General features: G+C 45.9%; 23 protein-coding genes. 8 read left to right on the forward strand and 15 right to left on the reverse strand.

What is annotated here, in order from left to right; translation table 11 throughout:
- Positions 1 to 97: 97 nt before the first annotated feature.
- The 3 genes from BS19_RS03420 to BS19_RS03430 form a co-directional block, all read right to left on the reverse strand.
- Positions 98 to 1975: a PhoX family protein gene (locus BS19_RS03420; protein WP_038173338.1), complete on the reverse strand. Its 1878-nt coding sequence runs from the start codon at positions 1973 to 1975 to the stop codon at positions 98 to 100.
- Between the two features lie 453 nt (positions 1976 to 2428).
- Complete coding sequence (locus BS19_RS03425; RefSeq protein ID WP_038173576.1) at positions 2429 to 3262, reverse strand: arginase family protein; 834 nt, start codon at positions 3260 to 3262, stop codon at positions 2429 to 2431.
- A gap of 5 nt (positions 3263 to 3267) precedes the next feature.
- Complete coding sequence (locus tag BS19_RS03430) at positions 3268 to 3993, reverse strand: IclR family transcriptional regulator (protein WP_038173340.1); 726 nt, start codon at positions 3991 to 3993, stop codon at positions 3268 to 3270.
- Positions 3994 to 4267: 274 nt separating this feature from the next.
- On the opposite strand from BS19_RS03430, the gene BS19_RS03435 reads away from it, so the two are divergent.
- Complete coding sequence (locus BS19_RS03435; protein ID WP_038173341.1) at positions 4268 to 5359, forward strand: efflux RND transporter periplasmic adaptor subunit; 1092 nt, start codon at positions 4268 to 4270, stop codon at positions 5357 to 5359.
- A gap of 121 nt (positions 5360 to 5480) precedes the next feature.
- A complete protein-coding gene (locus BS19_RS03440; RefSeq protein WP_038173342.1) occupies positions 5481 to 6086 on the forward strand; it encodes a TetR/AcrR family transcriptional regulator in 606 nt (201 codons plus the stop codon).
- A gap of 23 nt (positions 6087 to 6109) precedes the next feature.
- On the opposite strand, the gene ascB is transcribed toward BS19_RS03440, so the two are convergent.
- Positions 6110 to 7501, reverse strand: coding sequence for a 6-phospho-beta-glucosidase (gene ascB / locus BS19_RS03445; protein ID WP_038173344.1), 1392 nt, complete (start codon positions 7499 to 7501; stop codon positions 6110 to 6112).
- A gap of 194 nt (positions 7502 to 7695) precedes the next feature.
- On the opposite strand from ascB, the gene BS19_RS03450 reads away from it, so the two are divergent.
- The 3 genes from BS19_RS03450 (at position 7696) to BS19_RS03460 (ending at position 9363) form a co-directional block, all read left to right on the forward strand.
- Positions 7696 to 8115, forward strand: a complete 420-nt coding sequence (locus tag BS19_RS03450; protein ID WP_038173346.1) for a universal stress protein — start codon at positions 7696 to 7698, stop codon at positions 8113 to 8115.
- Positions 8116 to 8397: 282 nt separating this feature from the next.
- Positions 8398 to 9057: a nitroreductase family protein gene (locus tag BS19_RS03455; protein ID WP_038173348.1), complete on the forward strand. Its 660-nt coding sequence runs from the start codon at positions 8398 to 8400 to the stop codon at positions 9055 to 9057.
- A 15-nt stretch (positions 9058 to 9072) separates the two neighbouring features.
- Positions 9073 to 9363, forward strand: a complete 291-nt coding sequence (locus tag BS19_RS03460) for a putative quinol monooxygenase (RefSeq protein WP_038173350.1) — start codon at positions 9073 to 9075, stop codon at positions 9361 to 9363.
- 67 nt (positions 9364 to 9430) lie between these two features.
- Here the strand turns inward: BS19_RS03460 and BS19_RS03465 are convergent, their stop codons facing one another.
- From BS19_RS03465 to BS19_RS03475, 3 genes are all read right to left on the reverse strand, one after another.
- On the reverse strand, positions 9431 to 10687 hold the full coding sequence (locus BS19_RS03465) for a PTS ascorbate transporter subunit IIC (RefSeq protein ID WP_038173351.1): 1257 nt from the start codon (positions 10685 to 10687) through the stop codon (positions 9431 to 9433).
- Positions 10688 to 10696: 9 nt separating this feature from the next.
- A complete protein-coding gene (locus BS19_RS03470; protein ID WP_038173353.1) occupies positions 10697 to 10984 on the reverse strand; it encodes a PTS sugar transporter subunit IIB in 288 nt (95 codons plus the stop codon).
- 64 nt (positions 10985 to 11048) lie between these two features.
- The gene (locus tag BS19_RS03475) at positions 11049 to 11492 is read right to left on the reverse strand and encodes a PTS sugar transporter subunit IIA (protein ID WP_038173354.1); all 444 of its coding nucleotides are present in this window, start codon (positions 11490 to 11492) and stop codon (positions 11049 to 11051) included.
- A 249-nt stretch (positions 11493 to 11741) separates the two neighbouring features.
- Between BS19_RS03475 and BS19_RS03480 the strand changes: the two genes are divergently transcribed.
- Positions 11742 to 12770: a LacI family DNA-binding transcriptional regulator gene (locus BS19_RS03480; RefSeq protein ID WP_038173355.1), complete on the forward strand. Its 1029-nt coding sequence runs from the start codon at positions 11742 to 11744 to the stop codon at positions 12768 to 12770.
- A 229-nt stretch (positions 12771 to 12999) separates the two neighbouring features.
- Positions 13000 to 14709: a methyl-accepting chemotaxis protein gene (locus BS19_RS03485; protein WP_342665207.1), complete on the forward strand. Its 1710-nt coding sequence runs from the start codon at positions 13000 to 13002 to the stop codon at positions 14707 to 14709.
- A 27-nt stretch (positions 14710 to 14736) separates the two neighbouring features.
- Here the strand turns inward: BS19_RS03485 and BS19_RS03490 are convergent, their stop codons facing one another.
- Genes BS19_RS03490 through BS19_RS03520 form a run of 7 tightly spaced genes read right to left on the reverse strand, consistent with a single transcriptional unit; the run spans position 14737 to position 20890 of the window.
- Positions 14737 to 15582: a DMT family transporter gene (locus BS19_RS03490; protein WP_038173356.1), complete on the reverse strand. Its 846-nt coding sequence runs from the start codon at positions 15580 to 15582 to the stop codon at positions 14737 to 14739.
- Positions 15583 to 15638: 56 nt separating this feature from the next.
- The gene (locus BS19_RS03495) at positions 15639 to 17396 is read right to left on the reverse strand and encodes a bifunctional lysophospholipid acyltransferase family protein/GNAT family N-acetyltransferase (RefSeq protein ID WP_038173357.1); all 1758 of its coding nucleotides are present in this window, start codon (positions 17394 to 17396) and stop codon (positions 15639 to 15641) included.
- Positions 17397 to 17413: 17 nt separating this feature from the next.
- A complete protein-coding gene (locus BS19_RS03500; protein WP_038173359.1) occupies positions 17414 to 17854 on the reverse strand; it encodes a YHS domain-containing (seleno)protein in 441 nt (146 codons plus the stop codon).
- Positions 17851 to 18597, reverse strand: coding sequence for an NRDE family protein (locus tag BS19_RS03505; RefSeq protein WP_038173360.1), 747 nt, complete (start codon positions 18595 to 18597; stop codon positions 17851 to 17853). Before BS19_RS03505 ends, BS19_RS03500 begins: the two co-directional genes overlap by 4 nt.
- 3 nt (positions 18598 to 18600) lie before the next feature.
- Positions 18601 to 19149 (reverse strand): hypothetical protein, encoded by a 549-nt coding sequence (locus BS19_RS03510; RefSeq protein ID WP_038173361.1) that lies wholly within the window; start codon positions 19147 to 19149, stop codon positions 18601 to 18603.
- A 27-nt stretch (positions 19150 to 19176) separates the two neighbouring features.
- Positions 19177 to 20307: an ATP-grasp domain-containing protein gene (locus BS19_RS03515; protein WP_038173363.1), complete on the reverse strand. Its 1131-nt coding sequence runs from the start codon at positions 20305 to 20307 to the stop codon at positions 19177 to 19179.
- On the reverse strand, positions 20291 to 20890 hold the full coding sequence (locus BS19_RS03520; protein WP_038173365.1) for a DedA family protein: 600 nt from the start codon (positions 20888 to 20890) through the stop codon (positions 20291 to 20293). Before BS19_RS03520 ends, BS19_RS03515 begins: the two co-directional genes overlap by 17 nt.
- Before the next feature lie 299 nt (positions 20891 to 21189).
- On the opposite strand from BS19_RS03520, the gene BS19_RS03525 reads away from it, so the two are divergent.
- On the forward strand, positions 21190 to 22347 hold the full coding sequence (locus BS19_RS03525; RefSeq protein ID WP_038173366.1) for a winged helix-turn-helix domain-containing protein: 1158 nt from the start codon (positions 21190 to 21192) through the stop codon (positions 22345 to 22347).
- Positions 22348 to 22405: 58 nt separating this feature from the next.
- On the opposite strand, the gene BS19_RS03530 is transcribed toward BS19_RS03525, so the two are convergent.
- Positions 22406 to 22954: a carboxymuconolactone decarboxylase family protein gene (locus tag BS19_RS03530; RefSeq protein ID WP_038173367.1), complete on the reverse strand. Its 549-nt coding sequence runs from the start codon at positions 22952 to 22954 to the stop codon at positions 22406 to 22408.
- Positions 22955 to 23018 lie beyond the last annotated feature (64 nt).

Genomic DNA, 23018 nt, shown 5'->3' on the forward strand with positions numbered 1-23018 from the left:
AATTTATGCGAGTTAACGCATAACAAAGCAATGTTTTGTTGTGAAACGCAAAAAATGGGGCACAAGGCCCCACTCATCAAACTATTACCTGATGATACTAAGCACCAATTACGCCACCATCTTGACGAGTGATCGCCATAATCGTCGAACGAGGTTTGCTGTTACCGCCAGCTGGGAAGTGCGAAGGGGCACCTTTTTCTCCTGGGTGCTGCACACCAACAAACATCGTTTTGTAATCGGGTGAGAAGGTTAAACCCGTGATTTCACACGCTATCGGCCCAGTTAGAAAACGGCGAACCTCTCCCGTCATCGGATCACCACATAGCATTTGGTTGTTTCCTTGACCGGCAAAGTCGCCCTTATTCGAGTAATTACCATCGGTTTGAATCCATAAGCGACCCGCTTTATCAAAGCCAATGCCATCAGGACTGTTAAACATATTGTTTTGATTAATGTTGTCACTACCAGCGTACAAACTGCCTTGGTGAACCTGTGGGTTGCCTGCAATTAGGTAGAGATCCCAATCAAAACTATCTTTGCTGTGATCGCCATTGCTTGGTAGCCAACGTACAATTTGCCCGTAGTGGTTCTCTTTGCGCGGGTTGGGGCCACCAACCGGCTGTCCCTCTTTGACACCACGGTGTTTATTGTTGGTCAGAGTACAAAATACATGCTGGTTATCGGGATGAACGGCGACCCATTCTGGACGATCCATGGTGGTTGCTCCCACCTGAGTCGCCGCACGACGAGCAAAGATCATCACCTCAGCTTGGCTGTTAAAGCCGTTCTCTTTGGTTAGGCCATTTTTGCCATAAGTGAGTTCCAACCATTGGCCTTGTCCCTTAAGCTCGTTGTCATCCATTTCAAATTTGGCAACGTAAAGGGTTCCCTCTTCTAACAAACGTCGATTTGCAGCGTCATCACTCGGCTTGTATTTGCCTTTCGAGACAAACTTATACAAATGCTCTCCACGCTCGTCGTCACCCAGATAGACCACAACATGACCATCGTCATTGATGAGTAGCGCTGCGTTTTCATGTTTAAAACGGCCTAATGCCGTGCGTTTCATTGGTGTTGAGGTCGGATCATTCGGGTCGATTTCTACAACCCAACCAAAACGATGGGGCTCGTTGGGGTGTTTTGCGACGTCGAAACGCTCATCGCTATCGTGCCATTGATATTTACTTTGAGCGGCTTTAATACCGTATCGTTTATGATCGTCAGACAACTCGGCGCGACCACTCGTCCCAAAATACCCATTAAAATTTTCTTCGCAGGTTAGGTAAGTCCCCCATGGCGTTTGTCCGTTGGCGCAGTTATTAAATGTACCAAGCGGTTTCATCCCAGAAGGGTCTAACTCTGTTTGCATTAATGCATGACCAGCAGCAGGGCCCGTCAGTCGCATTTCGGTATTGGCGGTAATACGACGATTTCGTGTCCCGTTTTTGTCTAACTTCCATTCACCACCTGATTTGACGATTTCAAACACCGTCACGCCATGTGCTGCTTGCGCTTTTAACACATCATCAGCCGTCATCGCGTTGCCACCGTGATCAAACAGTAAATCGTAATTAGTGTATTCGTTATTGACCGCGATAACCGCACGGTTCTCACTAATGGGGAATAAACTCATACCATCCGTGTTGTCACCAAATTGGCGCAGTTGAGCTTGCGACCCCTGCTTACCACTGGGATCAAATGCTGGCGCGTCAGCAAAAATAGGATCGCCCCACGAGAGCAGTGGTGTCGCCTTGTACCCTTTGGGTACGATAAACGTATCACTCGTCGACGCGGCAACGGCTTCAAAGTTAAGTAAAGACGTCTCACTTTGCGCCGCGAAAGCCTTGGTAATCGGGTTAAGCGAAAGGAAGGTACTGGCGCTGACTGCGGCCGTTCCGGCGATAAATCGACGACGTGAAAGTCGTGCATCGATCATTTGGCTGAATTGAGAATCTTGTTGGTCACGATTCCACATTGCTGACTCCTTGCGTAGTTATTTTTATGTAAATGCGCTCAGATAGTAGAAGCGGGCCGTGACACTTGGGTTAAGTTATTGTTTATTCTTAATGAAAGTAATATGGCAGTTATTGTTAATTTACATGACAATCTTATGCTAATGCGCGACTGCGCACTTTAATGTAATGAGACACCGATTTCATACAAAAAAATGTGATCACAAACCTAGATATTTTGTCCGTTGGCCGCTACATTATCTTTTGTTCATGAGGAACTAGGTTCACAAAAGCTCATTGACGAGCAATGTTGTTTTTTAAGTGAGGGATTATCATGAAAAAAATGAGAAAAGCTCAGTTGCATCGCGTTCGTATTCAGTACTGGAAAGAGTCGAACAAAAACGCGAGCAATCATAATCACGCGCAAATTCACCGTGCTAAGCTGGCTTAACCGCCAGCTTTTGTGTATCTAGCCCCTACGCCGCTCTATCGCGTAAAGCAACCAAGGCTTCTAACTCGTGCAGTATACTTTGCGTCTGTTTCGAATAGAGGTGCTTATCTTTGTAGCCAACCAACTGAATCAGGCGAACCTTGCCACAAATCATTAACTGACGCAGTATTCTATTAACCATTTGTACCTCTAGTGCCGTCTGATTTTCCAGCTGGGAACGTGGATAGAGGCAAGCCAAATCGATATTGATGATCACATCATCACAATGGGTTAAGTAACTGGCCAATTGTTGTTTGACTTGAAAGCGATGACTAAAAGAGCATTCTTCCATGGTCAACCAATCACAGCCTAGATCTTGCGCATAGTCAGTCCATCGGTTTTCCACCAGTGAATGATCGATACCAAGACAAAATAGCCGACATTCATTATATCGAGAAAGAGCAAAATGAAAGGCACTGCCCTGCTCTGGCTCCAGAGAGTCTTTAAGTTCAAACTGACGCCCGATGTGCACAATACCTAATTCTCGCTTTGGCGAGTGAAGCAAAGGTAATGAGTGAAGTAAGGTTTCACTGTTATTGGTCAACACAACTGGCATAGCTGCAGAGCCTAAACATTGGCTTAAGTGCAACTGGTATTCACCACGGGCTCTGACACTGAGGTTAAAATGACCACCGTTAAACCAACGCTGACCGTGATTGTCGATCATCCATTGATAACTCTCTTCTAAGTTCTGATTAGCCATTTCGAACTCAACATGGCTCATGGGTTTAAGCGGTTCGCTTACGCTAAGCATGACTAAACGTTGAGACGTCAGTTGTGCAGAATCATGTTGATTATGACGGCGAAATAACCCAAACATTTCCATTACCTCTCGGGGGGCAAAGCCCTTGCTGCTTGAAGAACGTGAAGAATAATCCTTTGTTGATTCATTTGAACTCGATGTGCAGGCGCCATCACCGAAATCGCCCCGACCAGTTTGGAACCTTTCATTACCGGAGCGCTGATACCAGATACCCCAACATCAATTTCTGATGTGCTCACCGCATAACCTTGATTGCGGATCTGCGCCAGTTCTTGTTGCCACTGTTCAATGCGTTGGTGCTCGTCAAAATAGCGCAAAATTTTGTCACAGCGAGCCTGAGGCATGTAAGCTAGCATCACTTTAGATGAGGCGCCTCGTAGCAGGGGTTGACTTTGACCCTGGACGTAGCTGCAACGAAGCGCCTGCATGCTCTCTTTGCGACTGACACACAATGCTCGATAACCGACCGGAACCATGTAAGCGGCCATTTCGCCAGTCTGCTTCTGTAATCGGTTGAGCACCGTGTCAACCACATCTAAATCGTGCTGGCTAGTTTGATAGCTGCGCATTAACAACAAGGCTGCCGGACCTATGATCAAGGTTTTGTCATTGGGGCTTTCTTCAATCAGATTCCATTCACGTAGTAGCTTCAAATGGCGATATAAGCTACTGATCGGCGTACCTAATTGCTCACTAAGCTGCTTTGCTGTCACAGGGTGATCATTAACTGCAACTTGCATTAAAAGCTGCAATACCTTCTCGTTAACTTGTCCACTATTTTGCTTCATAGAGTTCACGCTTATTTGTATCGTTACCTTAGAGTCACGATCAAATTCTATTCTTATAAATTGGGAATAAGAAACAAATAATGAACATATATTCTCATTTAATAAGAAATTACATCTAACGCCAGCCACTTTTGTCCTGATTCAGGTTGCTGATGCCACCCACAAAACTTTACTTAATGGTAAAGTTAAAATACTCTTCATAGCCATAAAAATTATAAACCAATCATCGCATTAGATAAGCCAGACAAATAATGAACTCGATTCAGGGACAGCTATGAACAAACTCGCCCTCTCACTTGGCCTAAGCTTAACACTCGCTCCTGCCTTCTTTTTTAGTTGCCAGATTTCACAAGCGAAGTCATCTGAAAGCACCACTGCCTACATGGTTGAACTGCCTATTGAGCGCAGCGCAACGAAACTTATCGCCCTAGAAGGTGAATTTAAGCCTTCTCAGTACACTCAAATAGTTGCCGAAAACAGCGCTAAAATTGTCAATATCTATGTTCATGATGGAGAGTATGTAGAAAAAGGCGCCCCGCTACTTGAGTTTGACCCGACCTTAGCAGCACTGGCCGTCAAAGCCGCTGAAAAAGAGTATCAGATGGCAACAAGGAACATCATCGAGTTAACTCGAACCTCGCAAGAAGATGATCCAAGATTCCAAACCGCTGTTCGCGCAGTTGAAGAGACCAGAAATAATTTACTGCTTGCGCAGAAAGAACAAGAAGCCACCACGATACACGCGCCTTTTTCAGGAAAACTCAGCCAAATTCGTTTCAACGCTGGCAACTATGTCAATGAGGGAGCATTAATCGCTGAGCTGGTGGCAAACGATACGGTTGAACTGCACTTTACGGCGTCGGCTGAAGTATTGAACGTATTTCGTCAGATGCTAAATAACGCCCCTGATAGCCTACAAGCGTCAATCATTAATAAAGATGGCCACTATATTGAGGGTAAACTTAAATATGTTGACGCTAAGCTGTCTGATCAAGACGCCTTTCTCAGAGCCTATGCGGTTTTCGACAACCACAATGATGAACACTTAATTGGCTCAAAAACCGCGTTCTATCTTAATAGCCCAGGTCCTGAGCCACAGCTGTTTGTGCCTAGCTCGGCGATTCATACCAACGATGGAACGCCGACTCTGTTCGTTCTGGATAAGCATCGAACGGTACAGGCCAAACAGGTCACTCTGGCGAAAATCAAAGAGAGCTATAACGGATATGTCCCGATAGAGTCTGGTCTAGCATCGGATGATTTTGTGCTAACCACTCCCGACGCCCCTGAGTTAGTCGGCAAGAAAATTGATCCTATGGTCAATCTAGTCAACCAGATTAATGAGATCTTAAAACGCCAATCTTGATGGTAAAAGCAGCAAACGGTCGGTAAAAGATGAAAAAACTCGCATTAACTGACACAAATGATAGAAGGCACAGCAATTTATGGTAGCTTGGCATTTTTCCCCATCCTGTATGGATAAAGGTATGGACAAACGAAACCAACGCAGTGAACGGACTAAGCAAAACATTCTATCAGCAGCAATTGAGTGCTATGAGGAAATGGGTGTACAAGGGGCATCTTTAGAGCTGATTGCTCAAAAAGCCAACTCAACAAAACCTACGCTCTATTCGCACTTTGGCTCGAAAGAAAAGCTCTACCAAGCCGTTGTTGAATACGTCATGAGTGAAGAAAAGCGCAATCATACGCTGGCAGATTTTGACCCAAAGCGCACAATACGTGAGCAGTTGATCGAGATTTTTACTCAGCAGCTTGACCGAGTCATGCAATGCGAAAAACGCCGCCTGCTTGTCGCAATTACTATTGAAGCCATGTGCCAAGGCCAGTGCCACCTCAATCAAGTTGAAGGCATTAAATCCTGCGCAATGGAGACTTGGTTAGAACAAGCTATCAACCATGGTGCACTACCGAAGCAAGATACAGCGGAGCTCGCCAATAATTTGTGGGCACTGGTGAAAGGCCGAACTTTTTTCCCAGTCTTTCTCGGCATGGCGCCAAACGACCCACAAGAGCGGTTAAAAAACTTAGAATCTGCGATAGACTTTTTCCTTGGCTGCCAAGGCGCAAAGTAAAGGATCCAATTGGCTCCTTTGCTTTATCCGTTTAAAGATTCACCGTTCGAACGAATCACTTGCTGATACCAATAAAAGCTTTTTTTGCGTTTGCGCGCTAACGTTCCACTTCCATCATCATGACGATCAACATAAATGTAGCCATAGCGCTTACTCATTTGTGCGGTTGAGTTCGCCACCAAGTCTATCGGTCCCCAACTGGTAAAACCCATTAGTTCTACCCCATCAAGCACGGCTTCTCGAGCTTGCACCAAATGATCGTTCAGATAAGCAATGCGATAGTCATCGACAATCTCACCATCGGGTGTCAATTCATCACGAGCTCCTAAGCCATTTTCAACAATAAACAGTGGTTTTTGGTAACGATCATGTAAAAAATTAAGCAGAATTCGCAGCCCTTTCGGATCGATAAGCCAGCCCCATTGGCTTTTTTCCAGATATGGATTGGGCACACTATCGATGATATTCCCAACCTCTTTGTGTTTTGGATCAGCACTGGCACAGCCGCTGGCGTAATAACTAAAGGAGATAAAATCAACACTGGCGCTAGCTAACACGTCGACATCATCAGGCTGCATTTCTATCTCGATGCCTTGCTCACGGAAATAGCGCAACATATAACTTGGGTACTTTCCGCGAGTCTGAACATCACCAAAAAACAGCCACTTATTGTTCTCATGCATCGCAGCTAGCACATCATCCGGATGACACGTCAGCGGATAATTAATTGCGCCAAGTAACATGTTACCGATCTGAGCATCTGGAATGATCTGGTGGCACAAGTTAACGACCTGCGCACTGGCAACTAGCTGGTGATGTATGGCTTGGTAAATTGCTTGTTCATTGGCATCTTCCGCTAAACCAACACCAGTAAATGGCGCATGAAGAGACATGTTGATTTCATTGAATGTCAGCCACAACTTTACGCTGTCTTTATAACGTTCAAACACGACACGAGCATAACGCTCAAAGAAAGTGATCAGTTGGCGGTTTCCCCACCCGCCATAGTTTTCGACCAGCGAATACGGCATTTCGTAATGTGACAAAGTGACAAAAGGCTGAATGTCATACTTTGCTAACTCAGCAAAAATCTTATCGTAATACGCAAGACCTGCCTCATTTGGTTCAAGTTCATCGCCGTTAGGAAAAATACGCGTCCAAGCAATCGATAAACGTAAGCAATTAAACCCCATCTCATTAAACAATGAGATGTCTTCTGGATAACGATGATAAAAGTCGATGGCCACATCTTTAATACCCGCACCGCGCTGCTCGCGAGTTTGGTGAGGGCTTAAAATACCGTTTGGTAACATATCCGCTGTTGATAGCCCTTTTCCGTCGCTATCAAAGTGTCCCTCGACTTGGTTGGCGGCAATCGCCCCACCCCATAAGAAATTGGTTGGAAACGTCATCATTTACTCCGATCAATTACATTAACTGATTCCATTGTAGCGATGAAAAACGCCGCAAATGAGGCTCAGTTCACCGAAATAAATTTCCTAGTTTGGCGGCGAAGTAAAGGTTTTGGCATTTTCGAGACATTCGCGACAACTTTATTGTCACTTAGCGATTATGCTTGGATTAGGCGAGTTACAATAAGGTCACTATTATGAACTACAAGCATATTCTCGTTGCACTAGAACTCAGCGAAGAAACTAAGGTGCTAATAGACAAAGCGAATTACTTAGCAACATTGACCAATGCGGAGATATCCTTCATTCATATTGATGGTTCGCATGGTGAAATCTATCCCGAAGTGGCGGATATTCAAGCCAATGACACTCAACGGCCTTTCGGTGAACACACGATAGAGCAGATTCGCGCTTTTGAAGCCTATAGCGAGCATCCAATCAAGCACATCTTAGTCGGCACCGGCGACTTAGCTGACAAGCTAAAAGCGACCATCGAAGACAAACAAGTTGATCTGTTGCTGTGTGGTCATCATCATGATTTTTGGAGCAAAATTGTCTCTTACTCTAAGCATTTAGTTGATAAGTCCCCAGTCGATATTCTCGTTGTACCTATCTAGTATCGCTTAGTTTGTCATTGTCGCAGCCAACCCGCTCTGGCTGCGACAGAACCTATGCAACTCCAACATCCCCATTATGGAAAAAAAATCGCCATAGTCATTGGGCAAATTGGCTATTTTTCTTTTATCGTGTTTGCCATAAATTACTCACATCAAATTGAACAACCAAACAAACTCGCTAGTTTGAAGATATCCTGCTGTCATCTGCCAATCAAACACTGTTGACATATGGAACAACTTTTCTGCTATGACGCGCCCCAATTTAGAGAGTGAGAAATCGATATGACGCACCCAATTATTCAAGATCTTAACCGTCGCTACACAACAAAAAAATACGACGCGAACCAACGTATCTCAGAGCAAGATATACAAGTTATTAAGCAGGCACTGCGCTTATCAGCCTCGTCAATTAACTCGCAACCATGGAAATTTATTGTGTTGGAAAGTGATGAAGCGAAACAGCGTTTCCATGATACCTTCGTCAACAAATTCCAGTTTAATCAACCGCATGCAACAGAAGCATCACATACGATTTTATTTGCCCATAACCCTCACTTCACCAAAGAAGATTATAAAAAAGTAGTCGATGCCGAAGTCACATCAGGTCACCTACCAGCAGAGCGCTACAACGATATGCTTAACGGTGCGTTCGGTTTTGTCGAACTTAACACCGATAACCAAGGCTTTAATGGTCACTGGACCAAAGCGCAAACCTACATCGCGCTTGGAAACATCTTACACACTCTCGCCCGTATGGGGATTGCCTCTACGCCGATGGAAGGTGTCGACGCCGAGCTGATTGGAGAAACATTCAAGCAAGAGCTAGATGGCTATCAATGTGACTTTGCTTTAGCAATTGGCTATCACAAACAAGATGAAGATTATAATCACGGCTTGCCAAAAGCTCGCTTACCCATCGACGATGTAGTGACAACACTGTAAGCGAGATTAAACAAGATGGAAAAGTTAACTATTATTGCCAATATTGTCGCCAACGCCGACAAAATAGAACTGGTGCGAGACGAACTGTTAAAATTGATTGATAACACTCGCCAAGAACTAGGCTGCATCAACTACGATTTGCACCAAGATCAGCACAATCCTGCCCATTTTGTCTTTTATGAGAACTGGCAGTCTGCACAAGCACTCGAAGCGCACTTGGCCAGCAAGCACATTAGCGAATATGCTCAAGCGGTTGAAGGAGCCATTGAATCATTCACCATCCATCGTTTGACACAAATCGGTTAATGCCTCACTTGATACAAAAAAGGCTTCCAAAATACGGAAGCCTTTTACATTGTAAATCAATCAAAGGTTAGCGAACAATCAGCCCCAGCAGGATACCCACTGCGCCAAAATCTGCATCACTAAAGGTGGTATTGGCAAAACCTAAATCACCAAGTACTGGCATGAGGAATACTGGCAAGAAGGTGATCAGTAGACCTTGCGCAAACGCGCCAAGAATAGCACCACGACGACCACCAGTAGCATTACCAAACACACCCGCGGCAGCACCGACAAAGAAGTGCGGTACGACACCAGGAATAATCACAGTTAATCCCATCACGTAAAGCAAGAACATACCAACTAGACCGGCAGCAAAGCTCGATAAGAAGCCGACCAATACCGCATTTGGTGCGTAAGGGAACACAACCGGACAATCAAGCGCAGGCTTTGCATTGGGTACCAACTTGTCTGAAATCCCTTTGAAGGCAGGAACGATTTCAGCGATAACCATACGCACACCTTGCAAGATAACGTACACACCACCAGCAAACGTGATTGACTGCATTAAAGCAAACATAAACCAGTGTTTACCGCCACTCACTTCACGCACGAAATCACCACCAGCAAAGATACAGGTCACCATAAAGATGATACCCATGGTAAATGAAATCGCAACGGGCGTATCACGCAAGAACAATAAGCTCTTTGGTACGTCCATGTCTTCAGTAGAGTGCTCTTTATTACCGAACTTGCTACCAATGAAACCTGCCAACACGTAAGAAAGTGTTGAGAAGTGACCGATAGCAACCTCATCAGAACCTGTTACTTGCTTCATGTAACGATGTGCAATCGCAGGGAAAAACACCATCACTGAGCCAACGACTAGTGAACCTAGAGCGATAAGTGGCACACCACTCATACCACTAGACGACAAGATTGCAGCAACCATCATCGACATAAACAAGGTATGATGGCCCGTCAAAAAGATAAATTTCCAAGGAGTCAAACGAGCAATCAAGATGTTTACTAACATGGCAAAGAACATGATCATCGCCATCTCTTTACCAAACGCCTCTTGCGCAATTGAGACAATGGCTTCGTTGTTTGGTACCACACCGCTTATGCCGAATGCTTGTTGGAAGATGGTGGCGAAGTCACCAAGTGAACTTACCACCAACCCAGCACCCGCACCGAGAATAATGAAACCTAAAATCGTTTTTACGGTACCTTTGACACATTCCGTCACAGGCTTTTTCTGTGCGATTAAACCAATCAGGGCAATCAAGCCAACCAAGACCGCCGGCTCTGACAGGACATCATTCATTAAAAAATTAAAAAATTCCATAACGCCCCCTTATAGTGCGCCAAGTTCTTCAAGAGCCGTTGACAAGCGCGTTTTCATCGCCACTTTGTCTACCATGTTATCTAAGCTGACAATCTTTGGTTCAACTCCCAAAGATTTGAGCTGATCGGTAATGTCGTTAGTGCCAATAAAGATATCGCAATCCGTTCCTTTAGCACTGCCTAGGTCGATATGATCAACCTCTGCAGCAATACCTAACTCTTTAACTATGCTTTTGATGCTCATTTCCATCATCAAGCTCGTTCCAAGACCGTGTCCACAAACAACCATAATTTTCATCATTCTGTACCTTTTTTATATTCCTAATATCTGTAGGGGGTGATAGCAGGAGTTATTGTTTCAGTTAGTAGTTTTTGATTACCGCAACGATATCTTGTGCGGTTTTCGCATTACAAATTTGTTCAACATGTTCGTCATTCATAAATAGCTCGGCCAGTTTGGATATTGCACCAACATGACTGTCGCTGTCGGTTGCGGCTAACGTGACCAGCATTTTCACAGGGTCATTGCCTTCCGAATCGAAATTAACACCATTTTGGATAACAGTAAGCGCGAGTGAGAGACGGTTTACACCATCTTCAGGTCGGGCGTGCGGCATTGCCATCCCAGGACCGACAACATAGTAAGGACCCAGCTCTTGGTGAGAGCGAAAGATAGCATCGACATAACCTGGCTCAATGGCACCGTTATCTATCAACGCCTGACACGACTTTGTTACCGCATCTTTCCAGTTTGTTGCATCACTATGGATGCGAATAACGTCAGGGGTAATCAGTTCACTAAGCATTGCATCATTCCAGTTTGTTGTGTTGACAGTGATACTCTAGCGATGATCTTGAGATAAAAAACAGATCAACGTCACAAATGATAGCGCTATCTGATAGCGCTACCATAAACTGTGATAGCGCTATCATTTTAAATCAACAAACTGACAGTATTGACTTGAGTTCACTCTCCAATGCGCTAATATCGTTCCACCCCAAGCGCTGTGGTATGATATCAGCGTAAACGATGAGAAAAATTACGAAGTAAAATAATGAGTGAACCGCGAAAACGAAGAAGTACAGGTAAAGTAACACTCGCAGATGTAGCCAAAAAAGCTGGCGTGGGTTCTATGACCGTTTCGCGAGCACTGCGAACACCTGATCAGGTATCGGAAAAACTGCGCGAGAAGATCCAACAAGTTATTGATGAACTAGGTTATATTCCCAACAAAGCCGCTGGTGCTCTCGCCTCAGCCGAAAGCTATTCCATTGCACTGATCGTACCGTCACTACTCGAAAAATCCTGCTCAATGTTCATTCCTAGTTTTCAGCACAGATTGAATAAAGCGGGGTATCAACTCCTGCTTGGCTATAGTGATTACTCCGTTGATAAAGAAGAAACACTGCTGTCGACCTTTTTAGAGAGTCGACCATCAGGTGTCGTACTTTTTGGTGGCGAACATAGTAAACGAACCCATCAATTACTCGACTCAGCAAATATCGCTGTTCTCGAAATATCTGAAATCACTTCAAAGCCTGACTTTCTCAACTTGGGAGTTGATCACTTTGATATTGGTAAAACATGTACCAAACACCTTATTGAGCAAGGCTTTAGCAATGTTGGGTTTATCGGTGCACGCGGAGAGCACGCCTCACTACAGCGTAAACTACATGGCTGGCAAAGCGCTATGATTGACAACTACTTGGCACCCGATCATTTTATTACTACCCACGAAGCGCCCTCGTCACAATTAGGTGCAGAAGGGTTAGCCAGACTACTTCTGCGTGATTCAACGCTCAATGCCTTAGTCTGCAGTCACGAAGAGATCGCTATCGGCGCCCTATTTGAATGCCACCGACGGGTACTTAAGGTGCCCACGGATATCGCCATCATTTGCTTAGAAGGCTCAACGATGGCAGAGCACGCCTACCCAAGCCTAACCAGCGCCGAAATTGATTATGAACATATGGGCACTCGCGCGGCAGAAAAGTTGATCAATAAAATAAAAGGTGAACCTGTCGACACCATCACCGATATCGGTTTTAAACTAACGCGTCGCGCCAGCACGGCGATCAATTAACGCCTTACCGTACTTGCTTCAAAGTAAGTACGGTCTCCCGACCAAGTCAAACTCCCCCCATCACAACTTCTTCGTAGTTATTTCCCTGCACAATATTTGACTACGTTAACAATCTGCCATACTGAATATATTTATCCAAATAATTCATGACCTATATCAATTCCAAAATCTGATAGATCTCGTCATCCTAGCTATATTAGTAAAATATAAATAAAAAAAAGGAACCATGATGACTTCAGTCGCGCTAGATCAAACAGCAGGCCAAGATAAAAAACAACCGAAGTTATTTGGCTTTTTCGCAAGCGTCAGCATCAAACTAAAGTTAAGTCTTCTGCTAACCCTATTCGCTTTTCTGGTGCTCGGTTACCAAGGTATTTCGGGAATGCGCACCTCTGCCGCTTATATCGAAGATCTCTATAGTCAGGGAATGCAACACACGATCCGAACAAGCCGAGTGATTGATGAACTTGGCAACGCAAGAAGCGCCCTGTTACTCGCTTCTCAACATGCTCCATCATCTTCCACCGCGTCGATGCACGACCATCCACTCAGCCTGCACATCGATCAAATTCACGCCTCGCTTAAAATACTGCATAACATCATAGATAAGGAGTTATTGCAGTCTAAGCTAGCACCAGAGGAAGCCCGTGTAGTGAATAACCTTGCCAGTGTTGTTGATGACATCACTGACCGAGGTTTTACACCAGCCATCGCTAAACTCAATAGTGGTGACTTCACCGGTTCCAACGTCATATTGCTCGAACAAATCAACCCACAATTTCAACAAGCTTACCAGTACGCCGAGCAGTTTTTCACGATGCAAGTAGAAGAAGGTAAAGAGAGCTTCCATGATGCCCAAAACAATACTCAACGTTTCATCTGGACGGTCAGTTCGATAACCCTTATCTCGCTAGTCGTGATTGTCAGCATGTCGTTATTTGTGGTTAAGCGGGTCAATAATGCCGTAGCGCAACTTGAGCACACCTCAGATAAAATTGCACGAGGCGACTTGACTCAACGACTTGATACTTCTGGTAATGATGAATTTTCGCATATTGCGGAGTCAGTGAACCGTATCGTGACCAGTTTCCAACATGTAGTACAAACCAACCGTGACTCGATCAGCCAGTTAGCGCGCTCAGCCGAGGAGAACTCCGCGGTAGCAATGCAAACCAAGCAAAACATCATGACTCAACAAGCCCAAACCGAACAAGTCGCGACCGCAATTAACCAGTTCACTGCCACGGTACATGAAGTGGCGCAAAGTGCTGCGTCTGCGGCCAACGCCTCTGAGCAGGCCGACTTAGCGGCCGCTAATGGACAACAAGTGGTGATGGACAGCGTGGAGATGATTGAACGATTATCCCAAGAGATGCAAGACTCGGTAGAATCGATGCACCAATTGGCCAAACACTCAGAAGAGATTGGCAGTGTGGTGGATGTGATTCAAGGCATTTCTGAACAAACGAATCTGCTGGCACTCAATGCCGCGATTGAAGCGGCGCGGGCCGGAGAGCAAGGTCGAGGCTTTGCTGTTGTTGCTGATGAAGTTCGTACTTTAGCGAGCCGTACTCAGGAATCGACAGAAGAGATTTTGCAAACCATCCAGCGATTGCAACAAGGTAGCCGCGACTCAACTCAACGGCTTGAAACCGGAGCAAGTAATGCACTTTCAACGGTTGATAAAGCACGCGAAGCGGGCGATGCATTGACCCAAATAAAATTGAGCGTAGACCAGATCACAGCGATGAATGCGCAAATCGCCACTGCGGCTGAAGAGCAGAGTTTAGTGACAGAGGAAATTAACGCCAACATTAGCAGTATTAGTGAGATTTCAAATCAGAATGCAGTGGGAGCTGAGCAAAGTAGCGCGGCGACTCAAGAACTCGCACAACTTTCTGAAGTACTGCGCAGTGAAATTGATCATTACAAAGTCTAATTCCCCAAGGCCCACGCTGTTGTGGGCCTAATTTTTCTCTTTGGCAACAAAGGTAAGCGCAATCCCACCTAAAACCAGTAGCGAAGATAAAACCGCAGTAAAGGTCACGGATTCACCAAGGCCGAAATCTCCAGCCACAAACGCCATCACAGGTACCGCAAGTTGAGCGACTGACGCCTGTAACACCGATATACGTTTGACGACTTGATACCACAATATATAGCCAAAGCCTGATGCGAAAATACCCGACAGCATGGCCCAAATGATGCCTGACCAAGAGAGGCTTTCACCCGAAAACAGGTAAGGGCTGACGACTACAGCCAGAAACGATGCCAAAACAAACCCGTGGGTAATCGCTACCGAAGCCTCACCCGTCTTTCGTCCTAATAAGGTAAACACTGCCCAGCATATTCCAGCCAACACCATTAACAGCGCCGCGGTAAGACTTGGGGTTTGCGCCGAAGGCAACATCAGTAACGAAAAACCACTAATAGCAATACCAATACCGCTGAGTTCAAGCCAAGAAAGGCGATTGCCTGATAAAACATGAAACGTCACTAAGGTGAGTTGCACCATGCCAAATAGAATCAGTGCGCCTGTGCCAGTACTTAACTGGGTATAAGCAAACGAAAAGCAGATCGCATAGCCAAAAAGCGCAATGCCAGACCACCAGCTTAATTTATCACGGACAAAAGCAACATTAAGTTGGCGACGAAGTCGTAAAATGATCGCAAGGGTCACAGCGCCAGACACCAAGCGAATAAAGGTAAATGAACCCGGGTCAATCGATCCATCAGCCAGTGCATATCGGCAGAAAAAGGAGTTGGCGGCAAAGGCAAATAACGCCAACACCAAGTGGATGGAATGAGACATGCGCTTCCTTTCGAGTGTTGTATTAATTATATCTACCCATAATCAAACCGCCTTGCTTAAGCATCTTTTTGAGTGTGATGGCTTAGATAGGTTTGAGCCTGCTCTCGTCCCATGTACTTAGCCAGAACACGCTCAGAGACTTCGGTTAAATCGACCACGATCAAACCATCAAGGGCAAAGTTAAACGCAGGATCGATATTAAAGCAGACAAGCTTGCCGTTTAACCCTAAATATTGGCGCAGTAACACTGGCATACCCATCCCTTGCTCTAAGCGGCTGAGGACTTTGGACAGTAAAGGGAGCTTGGCCAACGAGCTTAGCATATCGGGGCGCCAAAACTCCTCTCCACTTAGTTGCAGTGGTGTGGTGGGATGAACTAACCGTGCTTTATCATCGTCATAATAGTGTACTGTCATTACCGAGGCGATAAGCTGCCTTGCAACAGGACTGTAATCATTACTAATACTTACAGGGCCAAACAGGTGAGTATAATTGGGCTGACGATGGACAAAGGTCGCAATGCCCTTCCAAAGCAGCAGTAGTGATTGCATATTTCGTTGATAAGGCTGCGCCACCACAGATCGCCCGACTTCAATTGAGCAACCAAGCTTAGCTAAAAAACTCTGGTCATATTGAAATAAACTCGACGAATAGAGTGCATCGACGCCTCCTTGTTCAACCAGTTGGTCCACTAAACCTAAACGATACGCGCCGACCAACTCGCGCTGATGATTATGCCAAACAAACAACTGATGATAATGCGGATCAAATCGATCAATGTCACAACTGCGCCCGCTGCCTTCCCCCACCTGGCGAAAGCTCTCTTCTCGCACTCGGCCAATCTCGCGCATCATATGGGGTATTTGTTTCGTTGGTGCGCAATAGACCGAAAACTCGCCCTGATCAAGTAGCTTGTAGTCACTCAGCTTGGCTAACTCTTGCTCAAGAAGCGCTATCGCAACTGGTGCGATGATCGGCTCAGCTTGATCAGGGATTGGCAGCGTCTGTGGCGCTTGATCTAAACTGCTCATCAAATAGGTATTAAGACGCAAGTAGTGCGTCACCTCTTGATCGCTGGCAAAGTCTTTAACCTCACTAAACACAATAGGACTACCGATCGACACTGAAATTGTCTGCCCCGCCTTGTTTAATAATTCTCGCCCGAGTAACGCAGTCCTAAGCAATGGATGGATGCGCCCGAGTTGGTAGAACAGCTTACTGTTCATACCACGAATGAACACAGGTACCGTGGTGGCTTGGGTGTGTTTGATGAACTTTGCAACAGATTGGCTCCACTGTTTGTCTGTGACCCGTTTGTCGCCAGCTTGCCAAGCAGAAACCTCACCCGCTGGAAAGATGATCAACACACCTCCTTGTTTAAGATGTTGATTCGCTTGTTTAATAGCTTTGCGATTGGTCGCACGCCCCCGTTCACCACCAAACACATCGACGCCAATAAACAACTCATCAAGCTCTGGGATTCGTTTGAGCAACTCATTCGCCAACACTTTGACATCTTTGCGCACCTGAGCAATCAATGAGGCGAGAATAATCCCTTCTATGCCTCCAAATGGATGGTTAGCCACGATCAATACTGGTCCCTGCGGGGGAATATTGTCCAAGCTGCCGTGATCAACCTGATACTGAGTCCCAATACGCGCCAGCGCTTCTGTCATAAAATCAAAGCTATTTTTCGGTAACGCGCTTTGACAATAGAGCGTATCAAGTCGTGCTAACCCCGTCGCCCACTCTAATACAGACTCACCAATACCAAAGGGCGTTTTACGCGGTAATCGAAACGGACTGGCTATCATTGGGTGATCCTCATCGTTTATTGGCCAATCAACGTAGGCCAGTTCTGATCTGCGACCTGAATATGACCCGCTTGATCTTGATCCCACCACTGTTTCACTTTAGCGCTGTAGTTAAGGTAGAGCTTACCGTCGACGATCGCCCACTGGTGAGGGTCCGAAGGAGCAAAGTCATTTTTGACCGATACCGCCCAGGCGCAGTATCCACCGTACTGAGGCGCGTACCGCTGAGGGTCAGAAAGAAATAACTCAAGATTCTGCTGCGAAGAAAAATACCAATCGGCACCTTTGTATTCACTGTGCCACTGGCTATTGCCTTCAACGGCCTTGCCTTGGGTAAAATAAGCCACCGTATCAAAACCACTGAGCGCTTTATTGCTAAACAGACTGGTTGAGATTTCATCTTTGGCCAGCACTGGCGTGCTCAACAGTAAGACAAATAGTAAAAATAGTTTCTTCATTTAAAAACTCCTTGTTGTATTGTTTCAGCCGGCAAACAGCTCTGTTGGGTAGCAAAGTCGATATTGAGCTGCTCATCAATGGACTGATAAATCATTTTCTGCTGATTAGAAGAGACGATAACAGACGTAAAACTGACCGTTCGGGCATCGTCTCTGACCATTAGCGGAGATAAATGCGGCGCTGAGACATCGTGGGTTTGATGGAACTGCTGACCAAGCTCTAGCTGTGAATTGTGTTGTATTAAGTGATTAAACAACTGGCAGCGGTAGTGGTGCGCCTTATCAAAATGCAGCGCAGCTGAAGTGATCGGGGCACTCCCGTGAGTGCGGTGAAGTTCTACACCATCCCATAGCCACACCGGGGTCTGGTTAGCATTGCGCCGAGTATCAAACGACACAAGAGTAAAAGGAGCAAAATGGCTCAGATCCATTGCCAGAAGGCGGCTATCGACCTCTTCACTAACAGCACTGCTTGCTAAGCGCTTCACAATCAAACCGCGACTCGTCAGTACACCTTGTGGCAGTGAACCTTGATAATAGTTGAGCAAACAGAGCGTCACACCATACTGATTGGTGGTAATCCAACTGCCTCCGCCAACCGGATCAATCGGCATCACACAATGCACGCCATCAATCACAAACCGCTGTGGCTCAAGCGCGGGTGCACGTGAGCGCTGTTCATCGCGATTGAAGTAGACTTGGTAGTGGTTGCTGCCATGATAAACCCAAGAAAGTGTACACATAATTTATTGCGCTCTTTGGTAGCTTGCGGTCGCGGGTGCAACGCCAAAACTGGCTTGAGTTTGCACGCCACGTAACGAGGCAACCACTTTCGCCATTGCGAAATGATGGGTCGCATGTAAAGTCGCAAAGGTGAGCTCACGAACCAATGTTGACTTGACCTCTTCACTATGGGTTTGCGACAACATGATTTCCGTTTCTACACACACGTTTTGGTTAAGCTGCTGGTGCGGTAAGTTGAATAACCACTGGATCAACTCGGCAATCTCTTGTTTAGCAAGACTGATGCTTCTTTCGACTCTATGACCGCGACGACGGACGTTGTAGTCAATTTTTCCCGATTGATGTTGAATCGCCTGAAACAGATCGATCCAATGGCGATAATGCTCCCCGATAGAGCTACTGACATGCGGCTGGGCCACATAAACATAGTCATCGTCATTTATTAGTTCGAGAAACTCGTACCCTTGCGACAGAGTTTCTATACAGCCAACTACCACAGGGGAAGTTTTTGCCTTGCTCTCTAAAGCAAGGTCAGGATGGATATTATTCATTATTTAACGCCTTACTAAATTGCACGGTTAATCGGTCATCGGGTAAAGTTTAGTCAGCCGTTTTTCTTCTCGCCACGCCTGTATCAACACAGAGAGACTCGGGCTTTGCAGACCTTGTTGCTTGTGTTTAGCGCCTATCTGATACAGCAAGCGGTACTGCTTGAGCAAAGTGGCAAAGATCTCCCGTAGTGGAGTATCACTGTCCCAAATGTGCGCCGCCTCACTACTGGCACCGTTTATCTCAAGAATGTCGAAGCTTTCCCCTCTCATGAGTAGATTGATATCCTCAAACTTGATATCTAATCGTCCGTAACAAAAACCAGGGAAATCCGCTAACACGCCGTCGAGCGCTTTTTCAAGCGCTTCGGTAATAAACGCGTTACCACTGCGGAAAATTGCGCCACGGGAATGGCTACCAGCAAAAGCCAATTGGAACTCTTCCCCTAGCCCCAAGACTCGATCTAAATCTTCGGTATGGCGCGGTAGATAGAGATGCTTGAGTTTACCCGCTCGCGGGCAACGTTCGATCAGCGCTTTTAGTGTCGATACGCCATCACCTACCACCAAGGGGCTGTATTTGAGCGTCAATGAGATGATCTTGCCACAGCGCTCCTCAGGCTGACGGACGTAAAACACCCCAGCTTCAGCGCGATAACGTGATTTCTGTTGCAATAAGAAGCGTCCCTTATTAGGAAAAGATTGGATGTACTGATATAGCTGCTGCTGATCTTGAACCAATTTAACCCCAACACCACGACAACCCAGATCTGGCTTTGCCACCAGCGGATAAGAGAGTGAAGCTCGTGTTAACTCTACGAGCACGTTGTCCACTTGTTCATCAAGACTAACCGCGCTTTTACTCACGGTAATAAAGGGCAATATCCATGCTTTGGTTTGCTCACCGACCGCGGTGAAAATATCGTGTTTTGACTCGCCCACCATGCCGCTGAGCTTAATGCCCGGATTGGCAAGCAGAGGTAACGCCCAATCACGATGCCAACAACTCAAAGCAGCACTTTGAATTAAGACTGGCGTATAAAAAAACCACGTTGGTAGAAACTCAAAAGGAGAGATAACGCGTTTGGGCGGATCTAACACTGGCATGCCAGCATTGATACGCCCTTGCGGCAAGGTTTCTAACTTAGCGAGCGGTGTCATACTTATTCCTTACCAAGCGTTTAGTTATCAGTGTATTGACTAGCCACAACACAAACACACCACAGGGAATAAGCAGCCATCCCATCGGTTGTGACTGTATCCAGCTCAGCTGGCCCAGTTGAAGTAAAGAGCCAAAGACAAGTGCCGTCCACAATGCGGTCGCGCTCAACACTGCAATAAAAAAGGTTTTTATCTCGATATCGACAAAACCACTGAGGGTAAAACCGACCGTTCTCAGCCCCGGAACAAAGCGCACCACAAATAAGGTCACTAGTGCGTGTTGTTGCAGCTGACGTCTCACTCGTCTGCCGCGCTGAAAACGCAATAGTCGATAATGAAGCAAAGGGACTTTTTTAGCCGCTTTTCCGACCAAATAGAGCGCAAGATCTCCACTGCTGATACCAATAAAAATCGCCAGCAGTGCCATACTGGTCGGCATGGTTTGCTGCACAGCTAACGTCGCGGCAGTCACTATGGCTAAATCTTCCAGTAAATATGAGAGCAAGATAATCGCGACAAACAAAACAGGTGCAGACCATTCTTGTTGTAACAATCCGTTGTTTATCGAGGTGGCAATATCCATGCTCGTTTCCTAGGTTGGTTCGACTCAATGCTTACTTTTCAAAGTCTTTAGCAAAGGCGCACATATTTTGTCCACTGTGAATATAAGGATAGGAAACTCAGATAAAAAATTTCAATAATGGCGAAATTTGTTACCTGAGCCTGGATCTAATCAGTGTCAGTCATTAAAAGGATGTAAGCGCTTGCTTTTTGTACAGACCTTATTGCAGATAGCGTGTCAGCATGCAAACATATCGTTCAGAAGAATCGAGCGCCACATCACTAATACCTCTTCTGCGCACGCAAGGAATCGCACTCACTATGGAATCTCTATCGCTAGCCCAAGCACAAAAACTGGCCCTGCTGTCACAAGGATTGCCCTCCTCTGAGAAAAAAGGCGGCGCATACGACAAAACTCTCAAAGTCTTGGAGCAACTCGGCTATGTGCAGATAGACACAATTTCAGTGGTACAACGAGCGCACCACCATACCCTTTGGAGCCGAAACCTTAGCTATCAACCTCACCACCTTGAGCAGTTGGTCGCGAACAAAAAAGTGTTCGAGTATTGGTCACACGCCGCGGCTTACTTACCAATCAAACACTATCGTTATACCTTGCCACGCAAGGCCGCTATCAAGTCAGGTGAGCAACGTCATTGGTATTGCAAAGACCGTCAGTTGATGCAAAACGTTCTGCGTCGCATTGAAGAAGAGGGGCCGTTAATGGCCAAGGATTTCGAATCTAAAGCCAACAAAACTGACGGCTGGAATACCAAACCTAGCAAGCGAGCGCTCGAAAACTTATACATGCAGGGGGATTTGATGATCGCTGAGCGGCGCGGTTTTCAAAAAGTTTATGACTTAACCTCGCGCGTCTTACCTCTCGAGACGAATACTTCAATGCCAACCGCTCAAGAATACGGGCGCTTTCTAGTCATGAGCTATCTCAATGCTCACGGTTTCGGCTCGTTAGCTGAAATGGTCTACCAGCTCAAAGACGTGCGGGATATTGTCAAACAAGCTCTACACGACTTAGAAGCGATGCAAAAAATCACCAAAGTGAAGATAGGATCCGGTGAATACTATGTCTGCATCAAAGCACTTGAACTGGTAAACAAACGCCTTAATCGCAAACGTGCAAAAATTCTTTCCCCGTTTGACAATCTGCTGATTCAAAGAAAACGAGCAAGTGGCATCTTCAATTTTGACTATTTGATCGAATGCTACGTACCAAAACAGAAGCGGCAATTTGGTTATTTCTGTCTACCAATACTTTGGAATGGTCAATTGGTCGCGCGTGCCGATTGTAAAGTTGACAAAAACCACTCAAGGCTTGATGTACTGCATCTATTTACCGAGGCGAATTTAAAAGATAAAGACACGTTTTTGACTGCGTTAGAGCAAGAGTTACAAGCGTTTGCCATTTTTAACCAGTGTCACTGCTTTACCATTCATAACCATTCAGAAAACTGCCGTTAAACCACAAGTATGAGTAAAAAGTAAGCGCCAACTTAAAGTGAGCGCTTACTTTATAAACTTAGACTACCCAAGCGTACGGCTGAAACATTTCATCTAACGGCGTTTTAGCGACACGGTTTACGTAGTTACTGATGACCTTTTGCGACAGGCCTAAAATCACCTCTAGAATTTGCTGATGACCATAACCTGCTGCAAAGAAAGCCTCGACCTCTTGCTCTGACACGTCACCACGCTTACGTACCATACTTAAAGTGAAGTCGTGCAGTGCTTGCAGTTTCTGAGTTGGCATCGGCGCGTTGTTGCGCAGCGCTTCGGTAACCGCAGGGTCAACTTTCATCGAATGAGCAATCGCGGTATGTGCTGGAACACAGTAATGACACTCATGCTCGACGTTGATGGTTTGCCACACCACCGTTAGCTCTTCAGCATCAAACGACGAGTTAACAAACTGCTGGTGAAGTTGGTTGTAGCCAATCAAGGTTTGTGGCGAGGCAGCAAGACGCGCAAGCAAACCCGGAATCGCACCCATTTGTTTCTGTGCGCCAGCAAGAATTTCTCGGCTCTGTTGTGGTGCGTCTTCTGCTGTGTGTACCGTAAAGTCAGTCATAGTCGTTCCTATATTTATCTTTGTTTTTCATGTGGCAGGATTTGTCCCGATGCAAACGACTATA

The organism is Vibrio pacinii DSM 19139 (genome assembly GCF_000711795.1).
Taxonomy (GTDB): Bacteria; Pseudomonadota; Gammaproteobacteria; order Enterobacterales; family Vibrionaceae; genus Vibrio; species Vibrio pacinii.

Bases quoted from the DNA above. Each gene is read 5' to 3' on its own strand.
- BS19_RS03470 (WP_038173353.1), bottom strand. From the start codon at position 10,984: ATGAAAATTATGGTTGTTTGTGGACACGGTCTTGGAACGAGCTTGATG.
- BS19_RS03520 (WP_038173365.1), bottom strand. From the start codon at position 20,890: ATGGATATTGCCACCTCGATAAACAACGGATTGTTACAACAAGAATGG.
- BS19_RS03460 (WP_038173350.1), top strand. From the start codon at position 9,073: ATGGAAAAGTTAACTATTATTGCCAATATTGTCGCCAACGCCGACAAA.
- BS19_RS03495 (WP_038173357.1), bottom strand. From the start codon at position 17,396: ATGATAGCCAGTCCGTTTCGATTACCGCGTAAAACGCCCTTTGGTATT.
- ascB (WP_038173344.1), bottom strand. From the start codon at position 7,501: ATGATGACGTTTCCAACCAATTTCTTATGGGGTGGGGCGATTGCCGCC.
- BS19_RS03455 (WP_038173348.1), top strand. From the start codon at position 8,398: ATGACGCACCCAATTATTCAAGATCTTAACCGTCGCTACACAACAAAA.
- BS19_RS03420 (WP_038173338.1), bottom strand. From the start codon at position 1,975: ATGTGGAATCGTGACCAACAAGATTCTCAATTCAGCCAAATGATCGAT.
- BS19_RS03425 (WP_038173576.1), bottom strand. From the start codon at position 3,262: ATGTTTGGGTTATTTCGCCGTCATAATCAACATGATTCTGCACAACTG.
- BS19_RS03525 (WP_038173366.1), top strand. From the start codon at position 21,190: ATGGAATCTCTATCGCTAGCCCAAGCACAAAAACTGGCCCTGCTGTCA.
- BS19_RS03475 (WP_038173354.1), bottom strand. From the start codon at position 11,492: ATGCTTAGTGAACTGATTACCCCTGACGTTATTCGCATCCATAGTGAT.
- BS19_RS03480 (WP_038173355.1), top strand. From the start codon at position 11,742: ATGAGTGAACCGCGAAAACGAAGAAGTACAGGTAAAGTAACACTCGCA.
- BS19_RS03505 (WP_038173360.1), bottom strand. From the start codon at position 18,597: ATGTGTACACTTTCTTGGGTTTATCATGGCAGCAACCACTACCAAGTC.
- BS19_RS03465 (WP_038173351.1), bottom strand. From the start codon at position 10,687: ATGGAATTTTTTAATTTTTTAATGAATGATGTCCTGTCAGAGCCGGCG.
- BS19_RS03435 (WP_038173341.1), top strand. From the start codon at position 4,268: ATGAACAAACTCGCCCTCTCACTTGGCCTAAGCTTAACACTCGCTCCT.
- BS19_RS03490 (WP_038173356.1), bottom strand. From the start codon at position 15,582: ATGTCTCATTCCATCCACTTGGTGTTGGCGTTATTTGCCTTTGCCGCC.
- BS19_RS03510 (WP_038173361.1), bottom strand. From the start codon at position 19,149: ATGAATAATATCCATCCTGACCTTGCTTTAGAGAGCAAGGCAAAAACT.
- BS19_RS03440 (WP_038173342.1), top strand. From the start codon at position 5,481: ATGGACAAACGAAACCAACGCAGTGAACGGACTAAGCAAAACATTCTA.
- BS19_RS03530 (WP_038173367.1), bottom strand. From the start codon at position 22,954: ATGACTGACTTTACGGTACACACAGCAGAAGACGCACCACAACAGAGC.
- BS19_RS03485 (WP_342665207.1), top strand. From the start codon at position 13,000: ATGACTTCAGTCGCGCTAGATCAAACAGCAGGCCAAGATAAAAAACAA.
- BS19_RS03500 (WP_038173359.1), bottom strand. From the start codon at position 17,854: ATGAAGAAACTATTTTTACTATTTGTCTTACTGTTGAGCACGCCAGTG.
- BS19_RS03515 (WP_038173363.1), bottom strand. From the start codon at position 20,307: ATGACACCGCTCGCTAAGTTAGAAACCTTGCCGCAAGGGCGTATCAAT.
- BS19_RS03430 (WP_038173340.1), bottom strand. From the start codon at position 3,993: ATGAAGCAAAATAGTGGACAAGTTAACGAGAAGGTATTGCAGCTTTTA.
- BS19_RS03450 (WP_038173346.1), top strand. From the start codon at position 7,696: ATGAACTACAAGCATATTCTCGTTGCACTAGAACTCAGCGAAGAAACT.